The organism is Brevibacterium sp. CSND-B09, from assembly GCF_052906525.1.
This window is the reverse complement of sequence record NZ_JBREGI010000001.1, coordinates 90,073-108,515: the sequence shown is the minus strand read 5'-3', so window position 1 is coordinate 108,515 and position 18,443 is coordinate 90,073. Positions and strand designations below refer to the sequence as shown.

General features: G+C 63.8%; 17 protein-coding genes and 2 tRNA genes. 12 read left to right on the top strand and 7 right to left on the bottom strand.

Annotation, left to right across the window (positions count from 1 at the left end; translation table 11 throughout):
- Window positions 1-145: 145 nt before the first annotated feature.
- A complete protein-coding gene (locus ACU4IU_RS00675) occupies window positions 146-391 on the bottom strand; it encodes a hypothetical protein (protein ID WP_446655655.1) in 246 nt (81 codons plus the stop codon).
- Complete coding sequence (locus ACU4IU_RS00670) at window positions 388-1,296, bottom strand: acyl-CoA thioesterase (protein WP_446655654.1); 909 nt, start codon at window positions 1,294-1,296, stop codon at window positions 388-390. The genes ACU4IU_RS00675 and ACU4IU_RS00670 overlap by 4 nt, the downstream gene beginning before the upstream one ends.
- 86 nt (window positions 1,297-1,382) lie before the next feature.
- On the opposite strand from ACU4IU_RS00670, the gene ACU4IU_RS00665 reads away from it, so the two are divergent.
- Complete coding sequence (locus ACU4IU_RS00665) at window positions 1,383-1,934, top strand: acyl-CoA thioesterase (RefSeq protein ID WP_446655653.1); 552 nt, start codon at window positions 1,383-1,385, stop codon at window positions 1,932-1,934.
- Entirely contained in the window at window positions 1,931-2,602 is a 672-nt protein-coding gene (locus ACU4IU_RS00660; RefSeq protein ID WP_446655652.1) for a hypothetical protein, read from the top strand. Before ACU4IU_RS00665 ends, ACU4IU_RS00660 begins: the two co-directional genes overlap by 4 nt.
- A 28-nt stretch (window positions 2,603-2,630) precedes the next feature.
- On the opposite strand, the gene ACU4IU_RS00655 is transcribed toward ACU4IU_RS00660, so the two are convergent.
- The 3 genes from ACU4IU_RS00655 to pepN are packed head-to-tail and all read right to left on the bottom strand — an operon-like array spanning window position 2,631 to window position 6,798.
- The gene (locus ACU4IU_RS00655; protein ID WP_264801534.1) at window positions 2,631-3,032 is read right to left on the bottom strand and encodes a globin; all 402 of its coding nucleotides are present in this window, start codon (window positions 3,030-3,032) and stop codon (window positions 2,631-2,633) included.
- Window positions 3,016-4,107 carry a mechanosensitive ion channel family protein gene (locus ACU4IU_RS00650; protein ID WP_139467004.1) on the bottom strand — a complete coding sequence of 364 codons (1,092 nt, stop codon included), beginning with the start codon at window positions 4,105-4,107 and terminating at the stop codon, window positions 3,016-3,018. Before ACU4IU_RS00650 ends, ACU4IU_RS00655 begins: the two co-directional genes overlap by 17 nt.
- A gap of 12 nt (window positions 4,108-4,119) precedes the next feature.
- Window positions 4,120-6,798 carry an aminopeptidase N gene (gene pepN, locus ACU4IU_RS00645; protein ID WP_446655651.1) on the bottom strand — a complete coding sequence of 893 codons (2,679 nt, stop codon included), beginning with the start codon at window positions 6,796-6,798 and terminating at the stop codon, window positions 4,120-4,122.
- A 193-nt stretch (window positions 6,799-6,991) separates the two neighbouring features.
- On the opposite strand from pepN, the gene ACU4IU_RS00640 reads away from it, so the two are divergent.
- From ACU4IU_RS00640 to ACU4IU_RS00630, 3 genes are all read left to right on the top strand, one after another.
- The gene (locus ACU4IU_RS00640) at window positions 6,992-7,597 is read left to right on the top strand and encodes a mycothiol-dependent nitroreductase Rv2466c family protein (protein WP_139467006.1); all 606 of its coding nucleotides are present in this window, start codon (window positions 6,992-6,994) and stop codon (window positions 7,595-7,597) included.
- 64 nt (window positions 7,598-7,661) lie between these two features.
- Window positions 7,662-8,135 (top strand): ribose-5-phosphate isomerase, encoded by a 474-nt coding sequence (locus ACU4IU_RS00635; protein WP_139467007.1) that lies wholly within the window; start codon window positions 7,662-7,664, stop codon window positions 8,133-8,135.
- Between the two features lie 13 nt (window positions 8,136-8,148).
- Entirely contained in the window at window positions 8,149-9,261 is a 1,113-nt protein-coding gene (locus tag ACU4IU_RS00630) for an alcohol dehydrogenase catalytic domain-containing protein (protein ID WP_259356729.1), read from the top strand.
- 152 nt (window positions 9,262-9,413) lie between these two features.
- Here ACU4IU_RS00630 and ACU4IU_RS00625 read toward each other — a convergent pair.
- Window positions 9,414-9,487, bottom strand: a tRNA-Pro gene (locus tag ACU4IU_RS00625).
- Between the two features lie 165 nt (window positions 9,488-9,652).
- Here ACU4IU_RS00625 and ACU4IU_RS00620 point away from each other — a divergent pair.
- From ACU4IU_RS00620 to ACU4IU_RS00590, 7 genes are all read left to right on the top strand, one after another.
- Window positions 9,653-9,726 (top strand) — tRNA-Gly (locus ACU4IU_RS00620).
- A gap of 62 nt (window positions 9,727-9,788) precedes the next feature.
- On the top strand, window positions 9,789-11,207 hold the full coding sequence (locus ACU4IU_RS00615) for a hypothetical protein (RefSeq protein WP_446655650.1): 1,419 nt from the start codon (window positions 9,789-9,791) through the stop codon (window positions 11,205-11,207).
- 212 nt (window positions 11,208-11,419) lie between these two features.
- Window positions 11,420-12,796: a trigger factor gene (gene tig / locus ACU4IU_RS00610; protein WP_446655649.1), complete on the top strand. Its 1,377-nt coding sequence runs from the start codon at window positions 11,420-11,422 to the stop codon at window positions 12,794-12,796.
- 203 nt (window positions 12,797-12,999) lie between these two features.
- A complete protein-coding gene (locus ACU4IU_RS00605; RefSeq protein WP_101545567.1) occupies window positions 13,000-13,596 on the top strand; it encodes an ATP-dependent Clp protease proteolytic subunit in 597 nt (198 codons plus the stop codon).
- 26 nt (window positions 13,597-13,622) lie between these two features.
- Window positions 13,623-14,267, top strand: a complete 645-nt coding sequence (locus ACU4IU_RS00600; RefSeq protein WP_139467010.1) for an ATP-dependent Clp protease proteolytic subunit — start codon at window positions 13,623-13,625, stop codon at window positions 14,265-14,267.
- Between the two features lie 196 nt (window positions 14,268-14,463).
- Entirely contained in the window at window positions 14,464-15,747 is a 1,284-nt protein-coding gene (gene clpX, locus ACU4IU_RS00595) for an ATP-dependent Clp protease ATP-binding subunit ClpX (RefSeq protein ID WP_139467011.1), read from the top strand.
- 12 nt (window positions 15,748-15,759) lie between these two features.
- Complete coding sequence (locus tag ACU4IU_RS00590; RefSeq protein WP_172169250.1) at window positions 15,760-17,046, top strand: MFS transporter; 1,287 nt, start codon at window positions 15,760-15,762, stop codon at window positions 17,044-17,046.
- A 549-nt stretch (window positions 17,047-17,595) separates the two neighbouring features.
- Here the strand turns inward: ACU4IU_RS00590 and ACU4IU_RS00585 are convergent.
- Window positions 17,596-18,288 (bottom strand): AIM24 family protein, encoded by a 693-nt coding sequence (locus ACU4IU_RS00585; protein WP_139467014.1) that lies wholly within the window; start codon window positions 18,286-18,288, stop codon window positions 17,596-17,598.
- Window positions 18,289-18,443: the final 155 nt, after the last annotated feature.

The window sequence follows — 18,443 nt, the reverse complement described above, 5'->3', positions numbered from 1 at the left end:
ATAGAGACCGGGGCATCACTGTATCCTTGCGGAACCGGTGGACGATGAACGCGCCCGCACAGAATCGGTGGGAGACGTGTACTGCGTCCGCTGGCGGACGGTCCAAGCGGGCCAGCGTGAAGCCGCGACCGAGTGAGGAGAAGAGTCAGTCCTCTGACCGGCGGGTGAGTCCGCCGAGGTTCGCGATCTCTCTGAACAGCAGACGGACGAGAATCGTGCCGATGACTCCACATACGACTGCCAACAGCCCGCAGACCGCCACATGCAGATCCGTGCGTCCCATGAACGCCACGAGGCTGAGCAGCCCGATGACGAGGAAAAGCGCCACGTTGACCAGTCGGCTGAGGATGGTGCCGATGATGTCCATCATCGTCGGGTCCTTACTCGTCACTGAACCTCCTTGACCCGGACCATGCCTTCCTGGGCCACAGTGGCCAGCAGGGTTCCGTCCTGAGCGAAGATGCGGCCGTAGCCGAGACCGCGCCCACCCTGTGCGGCAGGAGACTCCTGCACATAGAGCATCCAGTCGTCGACGCGCACCCGGTGGTGCCACCACATCGCGTGGTCGAGGCTGGCCACCCGCAGCCCCGGGGTTCGCCACGTCAGTTCGTGATGACGAAGGACGGGTTCGAGCAGGTTGAAGTCACTGGCATAGGCCAGAGCCGCAGCATTGAGCACTGGATCGTCGCCGAAGCTCGAACTGGCTCGGAACCAGGAATGCTGTTCGGTGATCGAGGGATCGGAGACGCCCGAGGTGTGCAGGGACGGCTCGACAGGACGGACTTCGAAGGGACGCTTCCGCAGCCAGTCGCTGACGACCGGAGAATCCTCGTCACCGATATAGTCAAGCAGTTCCGGGCAGTCCGCGGGAGCCGGCAGACCGGTCGGCATCTGCTCGGCATGGCTGAGACCCGGCTGGTCGTCCTGGAATGAAGCGCTCAATGACAGGATCGGCGCGCCCTTCTGATATGCGTGGACGCGGCGGGCAGAGAACGAACGGCCGTCACGCAGCCGTTCGACGCCGAATTCGATGGGCTCGCTGACATCGCCGGCGCGCAGGAAATATCCGTGGAGCGAATGGATCAGGCGGTCACTGGGAAGTGTGGCAGCTGCTGCGACGACACACTGTGCGAGCACCTGCCCGCCGAAGACTCGACCGTCGGGTTTGTACTGGCTGTGCCCGATGAAGAAGTCCGTTTCGCTGGACGCCGCAGTGAACTCGAGCCGGCGCAGATCGAGGATCTCGTGCAGCCGAGCTACGTTCGCCTCCGCTTCGGAGGATGCTTCGTCGGTCATGGGCTTCTCCCTCGGATGACTGGGCCAATCGTGCGTACGAGTCACGATCCTATCGCGTGCGGCACCGTCGTGAGGAAGGTGGCATGATGGGAGGCATGCACTCTGGCGCCACCAACCCCCTTCTCGACGAATTCACCCGCGTACTGTTGGAACTGAGATGGGGTGATATGGACGCCTACGGCCATGTGAACAACGTCACCCAGCTCAAACTGCTGGAAGAGGCTCGCGTCCGTGCTCTCGGCTCTCCCACCCACAGCTCCGATGCACCGACCACGCCGGGAGAGCATGGGGTGTCCGAGACGGTCAGCGGGGTCGAGATACCGACGATCTTCGCCGACGCCTCTGCCACCACCGAGCTGCTCGTGGCCTCCCACGCCATCGAATACCGTGCCCCGATTCCCTATCGGACCGGACCCATCGCCGTCGATCTCGTCATCAGCGATGTGCGACCCGCCTCGGTGACGGTGGGCTATGTCATCTGCGAACCGGACGGTTCGCGCACCTACACGGTCGCCGAGACCGTCATCGTCTTCATCGACATCGCCAGCGGCCGGCCGCGACGCCTCAGCGAAGCCGAGACCGTCGCCATGGAATCGGTGCTCGGCACGCCCGTTCCGCTGCGGAGGGCTCGACGATGACGGATCTGCATATCAGTGACCCGCTGGCGATGCGGGATCTCTCCGCCTTCACTTCTCTGGCGCACAGGGCAGATGCTGACGGAGCGATGCGACTGCAGGTCGCCTCCGACGTCCTGGCCGCCACCGTGGCCCCGCTGTTCCCGCACGGGCTCGGCGATTCGACACCGCTGGTGCTGGCCATGCGTATGCTGCGCCTGGACGACCACGAACAAGACGGATTCGACGAGGCGGTGCCGCTGTCGAATCTGCTCGACCGCTTCGCCCGAGACGAGAATGGAACCACTCTGCCGGTGCCGCCGAATTCGGTGCTCGTGTCGTGGACCGGGATCGCGCCTCCGCGCGGGGGCTGGTCCGAGTACGACACGATCAGCGTCGGACGGCTCCACGAGACTGCGGAGTCGGGTATCGCAGAGATCAGCACCGGTGCGCCCGAGGGTTCCGGGGGACACGCGGTCAAAGCTCTGCGTTCACGCGTGTGGTCACGTCCGATGACGGGTGAGCAGGGAACCGGGATGCCAGGAGGATTGGCCTTCGCAGCCGCTGCGCTGCGCTTCATTCCACCGCCGGGGCGCGATGACGACCGTCAGCTGCGCATCATGGAATCCGGAGGCTGGCTGCGTCTCGTCAACCCAGGCGGTCACCTGCTCACGCGTGCCCGCGGACTGTGATCAGCGGTCTGTGGTCACCGGAGAGTGATCACCGGATGTTCGGGTTCGTATTCACCATCGCGGTCGCTGCCCGCTGGAAGTAGTCCCAGAACATCTCGTCGTACAGCGGCGGCAGGCTCACATCGTCGAGCGCCGCGCGCATGCAGCGCAGCCAGCGGTCCCGGGCATCGAAATCGATCGGATAGTCGAAATGCCGCATCCGCAGTCGCGGGTGACCTCGCTGCTCCTGGTAGGTCGACGGTCCCCCGAAATACTGCTCGAGGAACATCTGCAGACGGTGCTTCGCCCCCTCCAGCTCATGGCCGTCGGGATACATCGCAATGAGCTGAGCATCCGCATCGACATGCTGGTAGAACACGTCGACGAGGCGGGTGAACGTGTCATGCCCGCCGACGGCCTCGAAGATGGAACCGTCAGTTGTCTGCGACATCGCTCGATCCTTCACTGGGGGAGTCCTCCTGCACGGTGCTGCGGATCTCCTGGTCACTGGGCAGAGGCGAGGGATTCTCGGAATCCTCGGCGACTGCCGGAGCCATCGCCTTCTCCTGAGCGGGCAGGGTGCGCAGAACCGTCTCCTGCACCATACCGATCTGTCCGCCGCGCTTTGCCAGCTGGGTCATCAGTTCGGCACGGAAGGCACGCTCGACCATCCACTGCAGGTTCGGCTTGGTCTTGACCATCGTGCGGATGACCCGGTGGGAGCCCGACAGCGACTGGACACCGGCGATCTCGGGATCCTCCAACATCGCACTGGCCAGCTCGGGATCCTTCCGCAGAGTGCGCGTGATGTCCGCGGTCATCTCGCGGTACTCATCCATCGAGGTCCGGTAGTCGAGCGGGATGTCGAGCACGGCACGAGCCCAACCCTGGGACAGATTGCCCACACGCAGGATCTCGCCGTTGCGCACATGCCACAGGGTGCCGGTGAGGTCACGGATCTGGGTGCGGCGCAGGCCGACGTCCTCGACTTCGCCGACGGCTTCGCCCAGGTCGACGGTGTCACCGATTCCATACTGGTCTTCGATGACGATGAAGAATCCCGACAGGTAGTCGCGGACGAGCTCCTGAGCACCGAAGGCGATGGCAACACCGGCGATACCGGCAGAAGCGAGGATCGGGGCGATGTTGAAGCTGAGCGCATCGAGGATCATGAGGACCGCGATGACACTGACGAGGATCGTCGTCACCGACGACAGCATGCGCCCCACGGTCTTCGCCCGCTGGGCTCGGCGCTGCTTGATCGTCTGCTCATCGATCCCGGTCCGCTGAGCCTCAAGCGCGGTGGCGGAGAATTTCGCTCGTCCCGCGCTTTCGGCCTTCTCGCTGCCGACCGTGCCCTTGGCCACCGCAGTGGTGAACCGGCGGATGAAGAGCCGGATGATGAGGTTGACGACGATGGCGCCGATGATGATCACGGTGATCTTCAGCGGAGCGCCGAGGAGGAACGTTGCCCAATCGAAGTCACTTGCGTTCTGAACAGTGGAGTCTATTGCATCGGTTGTCATGATCTTTCGAGACTAACTGTGAAGGTTCAATGATCCCTTGGAAGCGCTGGACACACGCTGAACCTGCAGCGCCCGATTCGCATCGGCGAGGTTCTCCCGCATCAGCCGCACCAGGCCCTTCGGCGCTGAGGGGTGATCGTCGAGCCACTGTGACGTGGCGTCGACTGTGGCAGAACTCACCGGTGGGTACAGCCGCAGAGTCATCGTCTGCGCCATCTCCAGGGTGCGCGTCTCCCACCAGCCTGCCACCCGTGCGAAGTATTCGTCGGCGAAGGACCGCAGCGGCGCCTCGGCGGCGATGGAATCCCCGGAGTTCGTCTGCAGCCCGGTGCCGAAGCCGAGAGCGAGCGCCCCGAGTTCCGAGTTCGGCAGATCTGCATCGTCGACCATCCTTGTGAAGGTCTGCGATTTCGACGCCGAGGTGGGGCGGCTGGCCCGTGCGGTCGCGGCGTGGCGGACGCCGGTGGCGCTGGGGTCTCTGCGGCTCATCTCCTCGACGGTCGAATCGTCGACGGCGTCGTTCGAGCACAGGCCGATGATGATCTCCCATGTGAGATCGGTGTCCAGGGCGATCCCATAGACGCGTTCGGTCTCCGGTCGCAGCCAGGACTTCAGACGCTCCAGCTGAACGGGTGTGGTCGCGTGACGGATGAATCCGCGCACGAACTGGAAGGCCTGGTCCGATCCTTCCTCGGTCGCCTCGAGGACCTCGAGGAAACGGTCAGCCACCTCGGCGTGCATCGCCTCGCGCTCCTGCGGCGGCAGGTAGGAGCCGACCGCGGTATCGAGCTGGCGCATCTGTGTGAGCAGTCCGGAGGAATGGGTGATGGCGCTCAGGTGCGTGAGCACGGTGTTGATGTAGTCGTGGACGGGCCGTTCTCCGTCACGGACTTCATCCCACAGCGTTGCCAGCACGAGGAGCTGGGTGAGCGAATCGTCGAAGTCACCCAGTCTGTTCGCCGCAGTGTCCATGCTGCGGGCGTCGAAGCGGACCTTCGCATAGCTGAGATCGGCGTCGTTGACGACGATGACATCGGGCAGGGCCAGGCCTCGAGCCTCGTCCACCTCTGCGGATTCTCCGTCGATGTCGAGGGGGAAGGAATGAGTGCGTTGCAGACGTCCCTGCCCGTTGTCCGAATAGAAGCCGACGGCCAGCCGGTGCGGACGCAGCGACGGGGTCGGCTGACCCGGAATCGACCAGGGCTGCTGAGTCACGCGCAGGCTCGAGATCGTCTGCTCGTCCGTTCCCGATGCCTTGGCCGTGCCATCACCGGCTTCAGTGGTGACGACGGCCTCGAGGAGGTTGACTCCGGATTCTTCCAGCCACAGCTTCGACCAGCTCTCCAGATCCCTGCCCGAGGTGGCCTCGAGCTCCGTGAGCAGATCGGAGAGCTCGGTGTTCGACCACGCGTGCTTGTCGAAGTAGCTCTTGAGGCCGGAGAAGAACTCCTCGCGACCGACCCAGGCCACGAGCTGTTTGAGCACGGAAGCGCCCTTGGCGTAGGTGATTCCGTCGAAGTTGACTTCGACGTCGGCAAGGTCCTCGATCGGGGCGACGATCGGGTGCGTGCTCGGCAGCTGATCCTGTCGGTAGGCCCAGGACTTCTCGATCGTGGCGAAGGTCGTCCACGCATCGGCGAATTCGGTGGCCTCGGCCGTCGCCAGCGTCGACATGAACTCGGCGAAGGACTCGTTGAGCCACAGATCGTTCCACCAGCGCATGGTGACGAGGTCGCCGAACCACATATGGGCGAGCTCGTGGAGGATCGTGACGGTCCGGCGCTCAACAAGAGCCTCGGTTGGACGTGACCGGAACACATAGTTCTCGAGGATCGTCACGGCGCCGGCATTCTCCATCGCTCCGGCATTGAACTCGGGCACGAAGAGCTGATCGTACTTCTCGAACGGGTAGGAGACACCGAATTCGCGTTCGAAGAACTCGAAACCGGCCTTCGTGATCCGGAACAGCTTCGTCGCATCGAGGTGTTCGAGCAGAGACGCGCGGCAGTAGAGGCCCAGAGGAACAATCGAACCGTCGGAGGAAGTCAGCTGCGAATGCACGGACTCATACGGGCCGGCGATGATCGCGGTGATATACGACGAAATCGGCGTGGTCGGGGCGAACTGCCACACCGCCATGCCCTCCTGCGGTTCCTCTCCGAGCTCGGCGAAGGTCTCCTTCGCGTCGCTCGGAGTCGGAGTGGGGGAGTTCGAGACGACGGTCCACTTCTCCGGCGCGACGACGGTGAAGGAGTACGGAGACTTGATATCGGGCTGCTCGAACACGGGGAAGACACGGCGGGCGTCAGGGACCTCGAACTGAGAGTAGAGGTAGACCTCGTCATCGATCGGGTCGACGAATCGGTGCAGACCTTCTCCGGTGTTCATATAGGCGAAATGGGCATCGACGATGAGTTCGTTCTCAGCGGCGAGGCCGGGAAGGGTGATGCGGGCCGGTGCGACCACCTCGGCGAGGTCGAGGTCGGTGCCGTTGAGTCGGACGCGCTCGACACTCGCGGTGATGGCGTCGATGAATGTCGTCGAATCCGCTGCCGCGGTGAACCGGATACGTGAACGGACGCGGAAACTCTCACCGACTCCTGTGAGGATCAGAGTGTGCTCGTAGCTCGTGACGTCCACGATGGCTGAACGTTCGCGTGCTTCGTCGCGTGTGAGATTGTGTTGCGGCACAGTGAGGTGACCTTCGCTTCGGGAACCGGGTGTACTCGGTCATTCTTTCATGGACAGGCTCCGCTGCGGAGGTGTCGGTGCGACTGATCGCGATTCGGCCACCGTCACCGAGGATGGCCGGTCTTGATAGATTGAGCACTGACACGATGGGTGCCCGGCACGGGACCCGCGAGCGTTTGACGGAGGAGAGACAGTGAGCAAGGAAACACTCGATCTGTGGTTCGACACGGCCTGCCCGTGGGCATGGATGACCTCACGCTGGGGACTCGAAGTGGCGAAGGTCCGCGACGTCGAGGTGAAGTTCCACCCGATGAGCCTGAACTTCCTCAATCGGGACAAAGACATTCCCGAGGACTACCGGGCACTGATGAACCGGGCCTTGGCCCCGATGCGCATCGTCACCGCCGCGATCGCCGAGCACGGTGAGGAGATTGCCGAACCTCTCTACACCGCGATCGGCACAAGGATCCACCCGGGCGGAGAGAAGGACTTCGAGAAGGCAGTGTCCGAGGCTCTGGCCGAACTTCAGCTGCCCGCCGACCTCATGAAGTACGGCGAGACCGATGACTACGACGCGCAGCTCCAGGCCTCCCACGACGAGGCTCTGAGCTTGGTCGGCGACGATGTCGGCACACCGATCTGCCGTGTCGCCGGAACCGCGTTCTTCGGTCCTGTCGTCACCCCCGCTCCGAAGGGAGAGGACGCCGGACGCCTCTTTGACGGAGTCCTCGCGGTCGCCTCGACGCCGGGATTCTTCGAACTCAAGCGCACACGTGACCAGGGCCCGAACTTCGACTGAGACTCAACGGTCCGCACAATCAGCGGACTCGATCGATCAACAGATCCCACCGAAAGGCAGACATATGAAGGTTCACCTCGGCACCGACCACGCCGGATTCGAATTCAAGGAGGTGCTCAAGGCGCACCTCGAGTCGGCCGGGCACGACGTCGTCGACCACGGCGCCCTTGAATATGACGCGCTCGATGACTACCCGGCCTTCTGCATCGCCGCGGCACAGGCCGTCGTCGACGATCAAGCCGCCGGTCAAGAAGCACTCGGAGTCGTGATCGGCGGATCGGGCAACGGCGAGCAGATGGCCGCGAACCTCGTCAAGGGTGCACGCACCGCTCTGGCTTGGAACCCGGAGATCTCGAAGTTGGCCCGTCAGCACAACAACGCGCAGATCGTCGCCGTCGGTGCCCGCCAGCACCCGGAAGCCGAAGCGATCGCGATCGTCGATGCATTCTTGGCCGAGCCGTTCTCCGGCGATGAGCGCCACGAACGCCGCATCGACATCATGGCGAAGTATGAGGAGCAGGGCCGGCAGGCTCTGTAAGAGGGAGAACACTGTGAAGATCCACGGCGCTGTGCTGCGCGAGATGCAGCGGCCTCGGCCATTTGCTCAGTCGCAGCCGATGTCGGTTGAGACCCTCGAACTCGATGAGCCGGGTCCCGGTGAGGTGCTCATTCGGATGACGGCGGCCGGGGTCTGCCACTCGGATCTCTCTGTCGTCGACGGCAACCGTCCCCGCCCGCTGCCGATGCTGCTCGGGCACGAAGGCGCGGGAGTCGTTGAGAAGCTCGGCGACGGCGTCGATGATCTCGAGATCGGCCAACAGGTCGTCACAGTGTTCCTGCCTCGCTGCGGGGAGTGCGCGAACTGCCGCACCGACGGAAAACTTCCGTGCACGCCTGGCAGTGCGACGAACGGAGCAGGGACCCTGCCGTTCGACGGACACAAGGTGCGTCTCCACGACGACACCGGCGCCGAGGTGCTCCACCACCTCGGTGCGTCCGTGTTCGCCACTCACGCAGTGGTCAACCGGGCATCCGTGGTTCCCGTCGACGACGATGTTCCCGCCTCCATCGCTGCGGTGCTCGGCTGCGCCGTGCTCACCGGCGGGGGAGCGGTGCTCAATGCGGGACGGCCGGGACCGGATGATGAGGTGATGATCGTCGGTCTCGGCGGAGTTGGAATGGCCGCGCTCATCACGGCTCTGTCGATCGAGACGGCCGGAGTCATCGGCGTCGACGCGAACCCCGACAAGCTGGTGCGGGCGAAGGAACTCGGCGCCATCGAGGTCTACACCCCCGAACAGCTCGGGGAGCGGAAGGCTCCGATCGTCATCGAATGCGTCGGGCATGCTCGGGCCTTCGAGACCGCGTTCACGGCCACAGCCGTCGGCGGGACGACTGTGACGGTGGGGTTGCCCGCCCCGGACGCGCAGTCTCACATCACCCCGGTGACCCTGACAGCCGAGGCCCGGACCGTGATCGGCTCCTATCTGGGGTCGGCAGTGCCGAGTCGGGATATCCCCGTCTATGCCCAGTTATGGAGAGAAGGCAAGCTGCCCGTCGAGGAGCTCATCTCCGACACGATCAAGCTGAACGAGCTCAACGAGGCCTTCGACGCGCTCTCCGACGGGACGGTCGTCAGGCAGGTCATCGACTTCGAGGCGTGAGCCTCACCTGAGATGTCTCCTTTGGTACTACCTGACGGCGGCTGAGCAACCTAGCGCCAGGTATCTGGGCCGCCCTCAGGTAGTAATTGGGGCCAGCGTATTTGGGCACGAGAAAGCCGCCCGGACCGATCGGTCCGGGCGGCTGGAGTCTGTCGGGATGACAGGATTTGAACCTGCGACCCTCTGTTCCCAAAACAGATGCGCTACCAAGCTGCGCCACATCCCGCGACGGCTCCTATCTAACCACAGGCGGGTCGCGACGTGCACCTTGTGAATCGCGCAAACCCGTCAATGCGATGCACCTCACATTGAGATCGCAGGGGTGACACAGGTCACCGAATGTCGATTTGGCGCTCGAAGAAGTTCTCGACTATAGTCGAACTCGCAACACGGGGATGTAGCTCAATGGTAGAGCCTCAGTCTTCCAAACTGATGGTGCGGGTTCGATTCCCGTCATCCCCTCCACAAGCCGGTCTGACCTGATGGTCTGGCCGGTTTCTTCATTCCCGGACGGGTAAGATCCTCAGATGACCACAGTCGATCAGCCGCCGCAGAGCACGCCCTTGCGCGATGAGCGGGACACTGCGTCGGCGATCGCCCGGCCCAGCCGGCGAGCGATGCTCACCGGAGCGGTCGCCGGGATCGGTGCGATCGGTCTCGGTTCGGCGATCACCGCAGCCCTCGCCGAGGCGGCCCAACCGGATCCCGTCCGCTCGGTCACCGCCGCCTACACCGGATCAGGCCGGCGTGAGGCCCTCGACGCCGTCGCCGCACGACGCCTGCCCGCACAGTCACGAGTCATGCCGGATCTGTCCGATCCGGGCCCGGCCCGGAGGCAGCGGGAATTCCTCGACAGATGCGAATCGTGGCTGGGAACGCTGCCTGCCCATCGCCGCGACCTCGCTGTCTCCGCCCTGCTCGACCTATGGGTCCTCAGCGACGAGCTGCCCGCGCCGGTCGCCGGATGGGCCGATGCCTGGCGCTATGTCTGGCCGCGGGACACGGCCTTCTCTGCAGTGGCTCTGGCGCGGGTCGGGTTGTCGGAACTGTCATGGAGCCATCTGCGCTGCCTGCAGTCCGTGCAAGCGGTCGACGGGTCGTTTGCCGCCCGCGTCGACCCGTCGACCGGACTGCCTCCGGACGATCGCGAGTCGCAGTTCGACTCCCTCGGTCTCGTCCTGTGGGCGATCTCCGAAGTGCATTCGGTCTCCAGGGCGACGGCCGCTCAGTTCGACCTCGGCGAGTTCGATGACCTTCTGCGACGGACCACCCGGCGTCTCTTCGACCTCACCGACCGCGGTCGCAGCCTGCCTCCGGTCGGCCCGGACTATTGGGAGGTCGGAGAATCCCAGGTCACCCTCGGCTTGGCCGGACCGACTCTGGTCGGGATGAACTCACTCACCGCACTGACGAAGGCGGATCCGGAACTGTGGGGCCGCCTCGGCGAGGATGCGGCAGCCGTTCTGCTCGCAGCGGATGATTTTCGAGCGACCTTCACTCGAACCTTCGGAGCCAATGGGATGCAGCGGTACCCCACCTCGGGCGGATCGGATTCGGCCATCGCCTACCTGCCTGCGGCCGGGCTCGTGTCGAATCGGTCAGAGGGGATCTACGCGCTCGAACCCGAGGTTCTCGCCGGCGTCTGGGACCACCTCGAACAGCCGGCCGGAGGGATCAAGCCCGGACACGGCTGGATCATCGACCGCTCCAGCTGGACGCCGTCGACGTCGCTCATGGCGCTCGGCTTCGCGCGCCTCGGGCTCAGCGACCGAGCCGAATCGATCCTCGACTGGCTGGCAGAGCACCGCACGAGCGCAGGGTCCCTGCCGGAGAAGATCAGCGGGGACGGCGATCCGGTCTCCGTGGCGCCGCTGTCGTGGACTGCGGCCAACGTCATCATCACCCTCGACGAACTCTATGGGCACCGAGGTGGAACGAGCTCGTGAAATCACCCCGGTTTCGCGTATCGGGCGGGGTTTCGCGTAACATAGGGGATTGCGTCTTGCGGACGTGCGCGAACTATTCGTGGACTTTCGCTCCCTCTAAGGTCACGAGATGACCGATCAGGCTGTGAGATGACCGTTTGCGGTCACGAACCCGGATGATCAGGTCGGAGATGACCGAAAATGCATGACTGTCGAATTTGAAAGGTCACACTGTGAAGAGCTCCGTCGAGCAACTCGACCCCACCCGGGTCAAGATCAGCGTGGAAGTCCCATACGCCGAACTCAAACCGAGCGTCGACGAGGCATACAAGACCATCGGGGCCCAGGTCACCGTCCCCGGGTTCCGTAAGGGCAAGGTCCCCGCGCGCATCATCGATCAGCGCATCGGCCGTCCTGCTGTGATCCAGGAAGCCATCAACAACGGTCTTGACGACTTCTACCGCAACGCGGTCGAAGAGCACGACCTCAAGCCGATGGGCCAGCCCGAGGTCGAGATCTCCGAGGTTCCCGGACTCGACGGAACCGAAGACGGCGAACTCGGCTTCACCGTCGAGGTCGACGTGCGCCCCGAGGTCACGCTGCCTGCCTACGACACGATCAACATCGAGGTCGACCCCATCGAGGTCACCGACGCCGATGTGGACGAAGAGCTCGAGCAGCTGCGTACCCGCTTCGGAACCCTCGTCGCCGTTGAGCGCCCCGCGGCCAAGGACGACTTCGTCACCCTCGACCTCGTCGCCACCATCGGTGACGAAGAGATCGACACCGCCTCCGACATCTCCTACCAGGTCGGTGCCGGAACGATGCTCGAAGGCATGGACGAAGCGCTCGACGGCCTCTCCGCGGGAGAGACCACGACCTTCGAGACCACCTTCGCAGGCGGCGAGCACGCCGGCGAGCAGGGCACCGTGAAGATCACCCTGGGTGCTGTGAAGGAACGCGAACTTCCCGAGGCCGACGACGACTTCGCTCAGCTGGCCAGCGAGTTCGACACGATCGACGAACTGCGGGAGGACCTGCGCGTCCAGGCCGGCAAGGCCAAGGAGACCGAGCAGGGCGTCCAGGCGCGGGACAAGGTCCTCGAGCATCTCATCGAGACCCTCGACGTCCCGGTCCCGGCCAAGATCGTCACCGACGAGGTCGAGCGTCACCTCGAGTCCGAGAACCGTTCGGACGACGACGAGCACCGCAAGGAGGTCACCGAGGAGACCGAGCGCAACCTGCGCACGCAGTTCATCCTCGATGCGGTCTCCGAAGCCGAGAACGTCGAGGTCAGCCAGCCCGAACTCATCGAGTACCTGATCTCCGCTTCGCAGCAGTACGGAATGAACCCCAACGAGTTTGCCCAGATGCTCGACAGCTCCGGCCAGGTCAACGCCCTCGTCGGTGAGGTCTCGCGCCGCAAGGCTCTGGCCGCCGTCCTCGCCGGTGCCACGGTCAAGGACACCGCCGGAAACGTCGTCGACATGGAGGCCTTCACCTCCGCCGGGGACGACGCCGAGGAAGCCGGCGCCGAGGATGCCGACGCGACTGCGCAGAGCGCGGGAGCCGCGGACGAAGCACCTGCAGAGGCCGCCGAAGAGAACTGAGGACGAGCCGCCTCGGCGGTGGAATCCTGATGAGACGGTGGGTACGGATCACGATCCGCACCCACCGTCTTCGCATCTGCGCAGGTCCGATCACGCTGAGGGCGAACACGGGCCTCGCCGCGGACTAAAACCCGGGGGAGAGCGGTTAGAGTCCATAACAAGCCATCCACAGAACACAGGAGTGAAACGTGAGCGCATACGACATGACAGCTCCCGTCGGCCTCGACGCCGGTGGGGGAATGGGTCTGGACGACCACATCTTCAATCGTCTTCTCAAAGAGCGCATCATCTGGCTCGGTTCGGAAGTGCGTGACGACAACGCCAACGCCATCTGCGCGCAGATGATGCTGCTGGCCGCCGAAGATCCCGAAGCGGACATCTCGCTCTACATCAACTCGCCCGGCGGCTCCGTCACCGCCGGAATGGCCATCTACGACACGATGCAGTACATCAAGCCCGATGTCTCCACCGTGGCCATGGGCATGGCCGCCTCGATGGGACAGTTCCTGCTCTCCTCGGGCACCCCGGGCAAGCGCTACGCGACCCCGCACGCCCGCATCCTCATGCACCAGCCGCTGGGCGGCATCGGCGGCACGGCCACCGACATCAAGATCCAGGCCGAACTGATCCTGCACATGAAGAAGCAGATGGCCGAACTGACTGCTCAGCAGACCGGGAAGTCGCTCGAGCAGATCCTCCAGGACAACGACCGCGACCACTGGTTCACCGCCGAAGAGGCGCTCGAATACGGATTCATCGACAAGATGGTCACCCGCGCGTCCGACGTCGAGAACAACTGAGCAGGAGTGAGGGAAGAATGAATTCAATGAACTTTATGCCGGGTTCGACGGCGTCGAACATGCCGCAGTCGCGTTATGTCATGCCGCAGTTCGAAGAGCGCACACCCTATGGCTTCAAGCGCCAGGATCCCTACACGAAGCTCTTCGACGACCGCGTCGTATTCCTCGGCGCACAGGTCGATGACACCTCCGCCGACGATGTCATGGCTCAGCTGCTCGTCCTCGAATCGCAGGATCCTGACCGCGACATCACTCTGTACATCAACTCGCCGGGTGGGTCGTTCACGGCGATGACGGCCATCTACGACACGATGCAGTACATCAAGCCGGAGATCCAGACCGTCTGCCTCGGTCAGGCCGCCTCCGCAGCTGCCGTGCTGCTGGCCGCCGGCACTCCCGGCAAGCGTCTGGCCCTGCCGAACGCGCGAGTGCTCATCCACCAGCCCGCGATGCAGGGGCAGGGACAGGGTCAGGCCTCTGACCTCGAGATCCAGGCCGCTGAGGTGCTGCGGATGCGCGAATGGCTCGAGGGAACTCTGGCCAAGCACTCGAACAAGGAGGCCGCTCAGGTCTCGAACGACATCGAACGCGACCTCTTCCTCACGGCCGAGCAGGCCAAGGACTACGGTCTCGTCGACCAGGTGCTCTCTTCGCGCAAGAACGCGAGCTGATCACCTGTCGGAGGACAGGGAAACACTGAGAACGGGTTCGTGCGATTGTGATCGGACGGACCCGTTCTCGGTTCCTTCCGCCGACACACCGAGTCGTGGCTGGGGGCTCGTGTCAGCCACGTATGGGAAGCTATTGAGGTACAGGAAACACGAGCGGTAGAGTTGGGGCCAAGCGTCCTGGCGAAAGGTTGTGACAGTGGCTCGCAGTGCGGACGGAGCAGACCTGCTCAAATGCAACTTCTGTGGGAAGTCTCAGAAGCAGGTTCGGAAACTCATCGCCGGACCTGGTGTTTACATCTGCGATGAATGCATCGGATTGTGCAATGAGATCATCGAAGAGGAGCTCAGCGAATCCAGTCCGGAGCAGGCCGAACTCGAGTTGCCCAAACCTCGTGAGATCTTCGACTTCCTCCAGGAGTACGTCGTCGGTCAGGAACCGGCGAAGAAGGCACTGTCGGTAGCCGTCTACAACCACTACAAGCGCATCCGTTCGCTGCAGTCCGGTGACGAGAAGACCCTCGGCTCCAGCGAGTCCGAGGTTGAGATCGCGAAGTCGAATATTCTGCTCGTCGGTCCCACCGGCTCGGGAAAGACCTACCTCGCCCAGTCGCTGGCCAAACGCCTCAATGTCCCATTCGCGGTCGCCGATGCCACCGCGCTGACCGAAGCCGGCTACGTCGGCGAAGACGTCGAGAACATCCTGCTCAAACTCATTCAGGCCGCGGATTTCGATATCCAGCGTGCCGAGCACGGAATCATCTATATCGACGAGATCGATAAGATCGCTCGCAAGTCGGAGAACCCGTCGATCACCCGTGACGTGTCAGGTGAGGGCGTGCAGCAGGCACTGCTGAAGATCCTCGAAGGCACCCAGGCGTCGGTGCCGCCGCAGGGCGGGCGCAAACACCCGCACCAGGACTTCCTGCAGATCGACACGACCAATGTGCTCTTCATCGTCGCCGGCGCTTTCGCCGGGATGGAGGAGATCGTCGCCGGCCGCAAGGGCAAGCACGGAATCGGCTTCGGCGCCCTGCTGCAGTCGAAGAACGACGAAGAGGACCTCTACGCGGACATCCTTCCCGAAGATCTGCTCAAGTTCGGCCTCATCCCGGAGTTCATCGGCCGCCTGCCGGTGCTGGCCACTGTGTCCAACCTCGACCGGGCAGCGCTGATGTCGATCCTCACGGAACCGAAGAACGCCCTGGTCAAGCAGTACCAGCGGATGTTCGAGTTCGACAATGTCTCCCTGACATTCGAGACCGAGGCACTTGAGGCGATCGCCGATCTCGCTCTGCTGCGCGGCACGGGCGCTCGTGGCCTGCGCTCGATCATGGAAGAGGTCCTGCAGCCGGTCATGTTCGATGTGCCTTCACGCGAAGACATCGCCGAGGTGGTCGTGACCAAGGACGTCGTCGAATCCAATGTCGCCCCGACCCTCGTGCCGAAGTCACGGAACAGGACGAATAAGAAGTCTGCCTGAGTCTCTTTTCGCATGAGACTCCTGGCCGACACACGCCCACTGCGCTACGCGTCGTTCCGACGACTGTGGGTGGCCAATATCGTCACCGTCATCGGTGCGCAGATGACTGTTGTGGCGATCCCCGCACAGATCTTCCATATCACCGGGTCGTCCGGGTATGTCGGGCTCGCCGGTGCGTTCGGGCTGATTCCTCTCATCGTCTTCGGGCTGTGGGGCGGATCGTTGGCCGATGTCATCGATCGACGCAGACTGCTCGTGATCTCGACGGTCGGTCTGATCGTCACGAGCGCGATACTTGCCCTCATCGCGGTGCTCAGCATCGACAATGTCTGGCTGCTGCTGTCGGTGTTTTCGATGCAGCAGGCATTCTTCGCACTCAACCAGCCGGCTCGGGGAGCTCTGCTGCCGTCGATCATCCCGCTCGGCCTGCTGCCCGCGGCGAACTCGCTGAACATGACTGTGATGACATTGGGCGCCGTCGTCGGCCCTGTCGTCGGCGGAGCGCTGATCCCTCTGTTCGGGTACCAGCTGCTCTACGTCATCGACGCCGTGTTCCTGTTCGCTACGCTCTACGCAGTGATGCGACTGCCGTCGCTGCCGCCGCAGAAACAGCTCGATACTCGGTCGGGGTTCAAAGGCATCGTCGACGGGTTCCGGTATCTGCGGACGAACACCGTCGTCATGGTCTCTCTGCTGGTGGACATCATTGCGATGGTCTTCGGAATGCCACGGGCCCTGTTCCCGCAGATCGCCGCGGAGACCTTCGACGGTCCGCCTGAGGGCGGCATCGTCTTCTCGCTGCTCTTCGCCGCGCTGGCCGGCGGAAGTGCATTGGCCGGGATCTTCTCGGGGTGGGTCTCACGTGTGGAGCGCCAGGGACTGGCCGTCATCGTCGCCATCGTCGTCTGGGGTGCGGCAATGACGGTGTTCGGACTGTCCCTTGAGCTGGCGGCTGGGTTCTGGCTGACCGCACTCGTCGTCGCTTTGGCTGCGATGGCGGTCGGCGGAGGAGCCGATATCGTCTCCGGCGCTTTTCGGCAGACGATGCTCCAGGAAGCCGCAACCGATGCGATGCGCGGTCGGATGCAGGGAGTGTTCATCGTCGTCGTCGCCGGCGGACCTCGTATCGCGGACGTCCTCCACGGCTCCGTTGCTGCAGTCACAGACACCACGGTCGCCTCGGCGGGTGGCGGCATCGCCGTCATCGTTCTCGTGCTCGCCTGTGCGGTGGCCTTTCCGACCTTCCGGAAATACCGGGTCGAACGCGGCGGGCACGAGCACACTGTCCCCACTGCCTGATCCATCAAGCAGACCTGACGTTCGACCGTACTCCTGCTACGAGTCGTCCCCGAATCAGCGCGAGTCGTCGTCCCGGAGGGACTGCTCCATTCCGGCCAGTATTCCCGGTCACCCCGGACCCGTGCGCTTGAACGCCTGACGCCCCAGCGGAGAGTCGACGTCGAGCCCCGAATGAGCCAAGCGGACTCGGTTTCTCCGACATGTCAGGATAGCCCGACTCTTCTGCGCTTTCGGGTATTGTCGCGCAGCTTGCCGCGTACCACTCGCACCGGATTGCAAGAGCCATGACGCTCCAGTACTTTCGCATCTCTCAGTGCTGCTCTCGCTCTACCGCGTTGGTGTCTTTACGCCCCGGTGCTGGCGCATCCCTCTCCCGTCCTGTCGAAACACCGTTGTGCACCAAGGCGTTGAGTCACGACGGGTGAGGGGCGCCCGATGCGAGAACATGGGGAGATGCGCGGGGGAGACGACGACACCCCCGACTCGCTGCCGAAGCTGCAGGTCGGGGGTGCGTCAGCGTGGTGATGCTGCGGACGGCCGCCAGGTGCGTCAGCTGGTGGTGGCCGAGTAGACGGCGTTCTCTGCGGGCTGGACGACGACGAAGCCGGGGCCGTGGAATGCCAGCTGCACGGACTCACCGGAGCCGCGACCGAAGAATGTGCCGACGCTGACGTCGGTCTTGATCTGCGGGGCCAGCGCCGAGGACCAGCAGACGGCGGCCTGCGGGTCGACGAAGGTCGGCTGCTGCGAGCAGTCGAGGACCATGGGCTCACCCTTGCAGCAGATGGCGGCAGTGCCCTGGCCGGCAAGTTCGAGGTTGAATAGTCCCGAACCGCTGACCATCGCACCGACACCGCCCTTGATGCGTTTGATCTCCCAGCTGAGCGCGTCGTCGAAGGCGAGCAGATTCGCGGTGTTGACGGTCAGTGCGTCCTGCGGACCTTCGAGCGCCATCATGAAGATGTTCGAGGCCTCCCTGGCGAAGAACACCTCTCCGTGTCCCTCGACGCGCATGACGTTTCCGCCCTCGCCGGTGGCTGCCTTCTTCATGAACTGGCCGACCGACTTCGACCCCTGGTGGGTGAAGCGGACATCGCCCTGATAGGCGACCATCGCGCCCTTGGTAGCGATCATCGGCGCGTTCGGCGTGACCACCGAACGCAGCATCTTGTTCGACTGGAGCGTCCACCGCTCTTGGTTCTGGACCTCGGCGTTGCGCTTGGAAAAGAGTTCGCTTCTCACGGTTCTGGGGACCTTTCGTTCAGGGAGGACTTCGGTGTTTCTTCAGTGGTCGATAACCATAGTACGGCGGAGAGAACGCAGACCCCGGTCATTTCGTGTATCCGTTCCGGAACATGAACAGAGCCCCACGGCATCCACTGCTCCGACGCTGCGGA

What these genes read in the sequence shown, in the direction of transcription:
- ACU4IU_RS00670 (WP_446655654.1), bottom strand. Translation starts at nt 1,296, where the DNA reads ATGACCGACGAAGCATCCTCCGAAGCGGAGGCGAACGTAGCTCGGCTG.
- ACU4IU_RS00665 (WP_446655653.1), top strand. Translation starts at nt 1,383, where the DNA reads ATGGGAGGCATGCACTCTGGCGCCACCAACCCCCTTCTCGACGAATTC.
- ACU4IU_RS00660 (WP_446655652.1), top strand. Translation starts at nt 1,931, where the DNA reads ATGACGGATCTGCATATCAGTGACCCGCTGGCGATGCGGGATCTCTCC.
- ACU4IU_RS00655 (WP_264801534.1), bottom strand. Translation starts at nt 3,032, where the DNA reads ATGTCGCAGACAACTGACGGTTCCATCTTCGAGGCCGTCGGCGGGCAT.
- ACU4IU_RS00650 (WP_139467004.1), bottom strand. Translation starts at nt 4,107, where the DNA reads ATGACAACCGATGCAATAGACTCCACTGTTCAGAACGCAAGTGACTTC.
- ACU4IU_RS00635 (WP_139467007.1), top strand. Translation starts at nt 7,662, where the DNA reads ATGAAGGTTCACCTCGGCACCGACCACGCCGGATTCGAATTCAAGGAG.
- ACU4IU_RS00615 (WP_446655650.1), top strand. Translation starts at nt 9,789, where the DNA reads ATGACCACAGTCGATCAGCCGCCGCAGAGCACGCCCTTGCGCGATGAG.
- ACU4IU_RS00605 (WP_101545567.1), top strand. Translation starts at nt 13,000, where the DNA reads ATGACAGCTCCCGTCGGCCTCGACGCCGGTGGGGGAATGGGTCTGGAC.
- ACU4IU_RS00600 (WP_139467010.1), top strand. Translation starts at nt 13,623, where the DNA reads ATGAACTTTATGCCGGGTTCGACGGCGTCGAACATGCCGCAGTCGCGT.
- ACU4IU_RS00590 (WP_172169250.1), top strand. Translation starts at nt 15,760, where the DNA reads ATGAGACTCCTGGCCGACACACGCCCACTGCGCTACGCGTCGTTCCGA.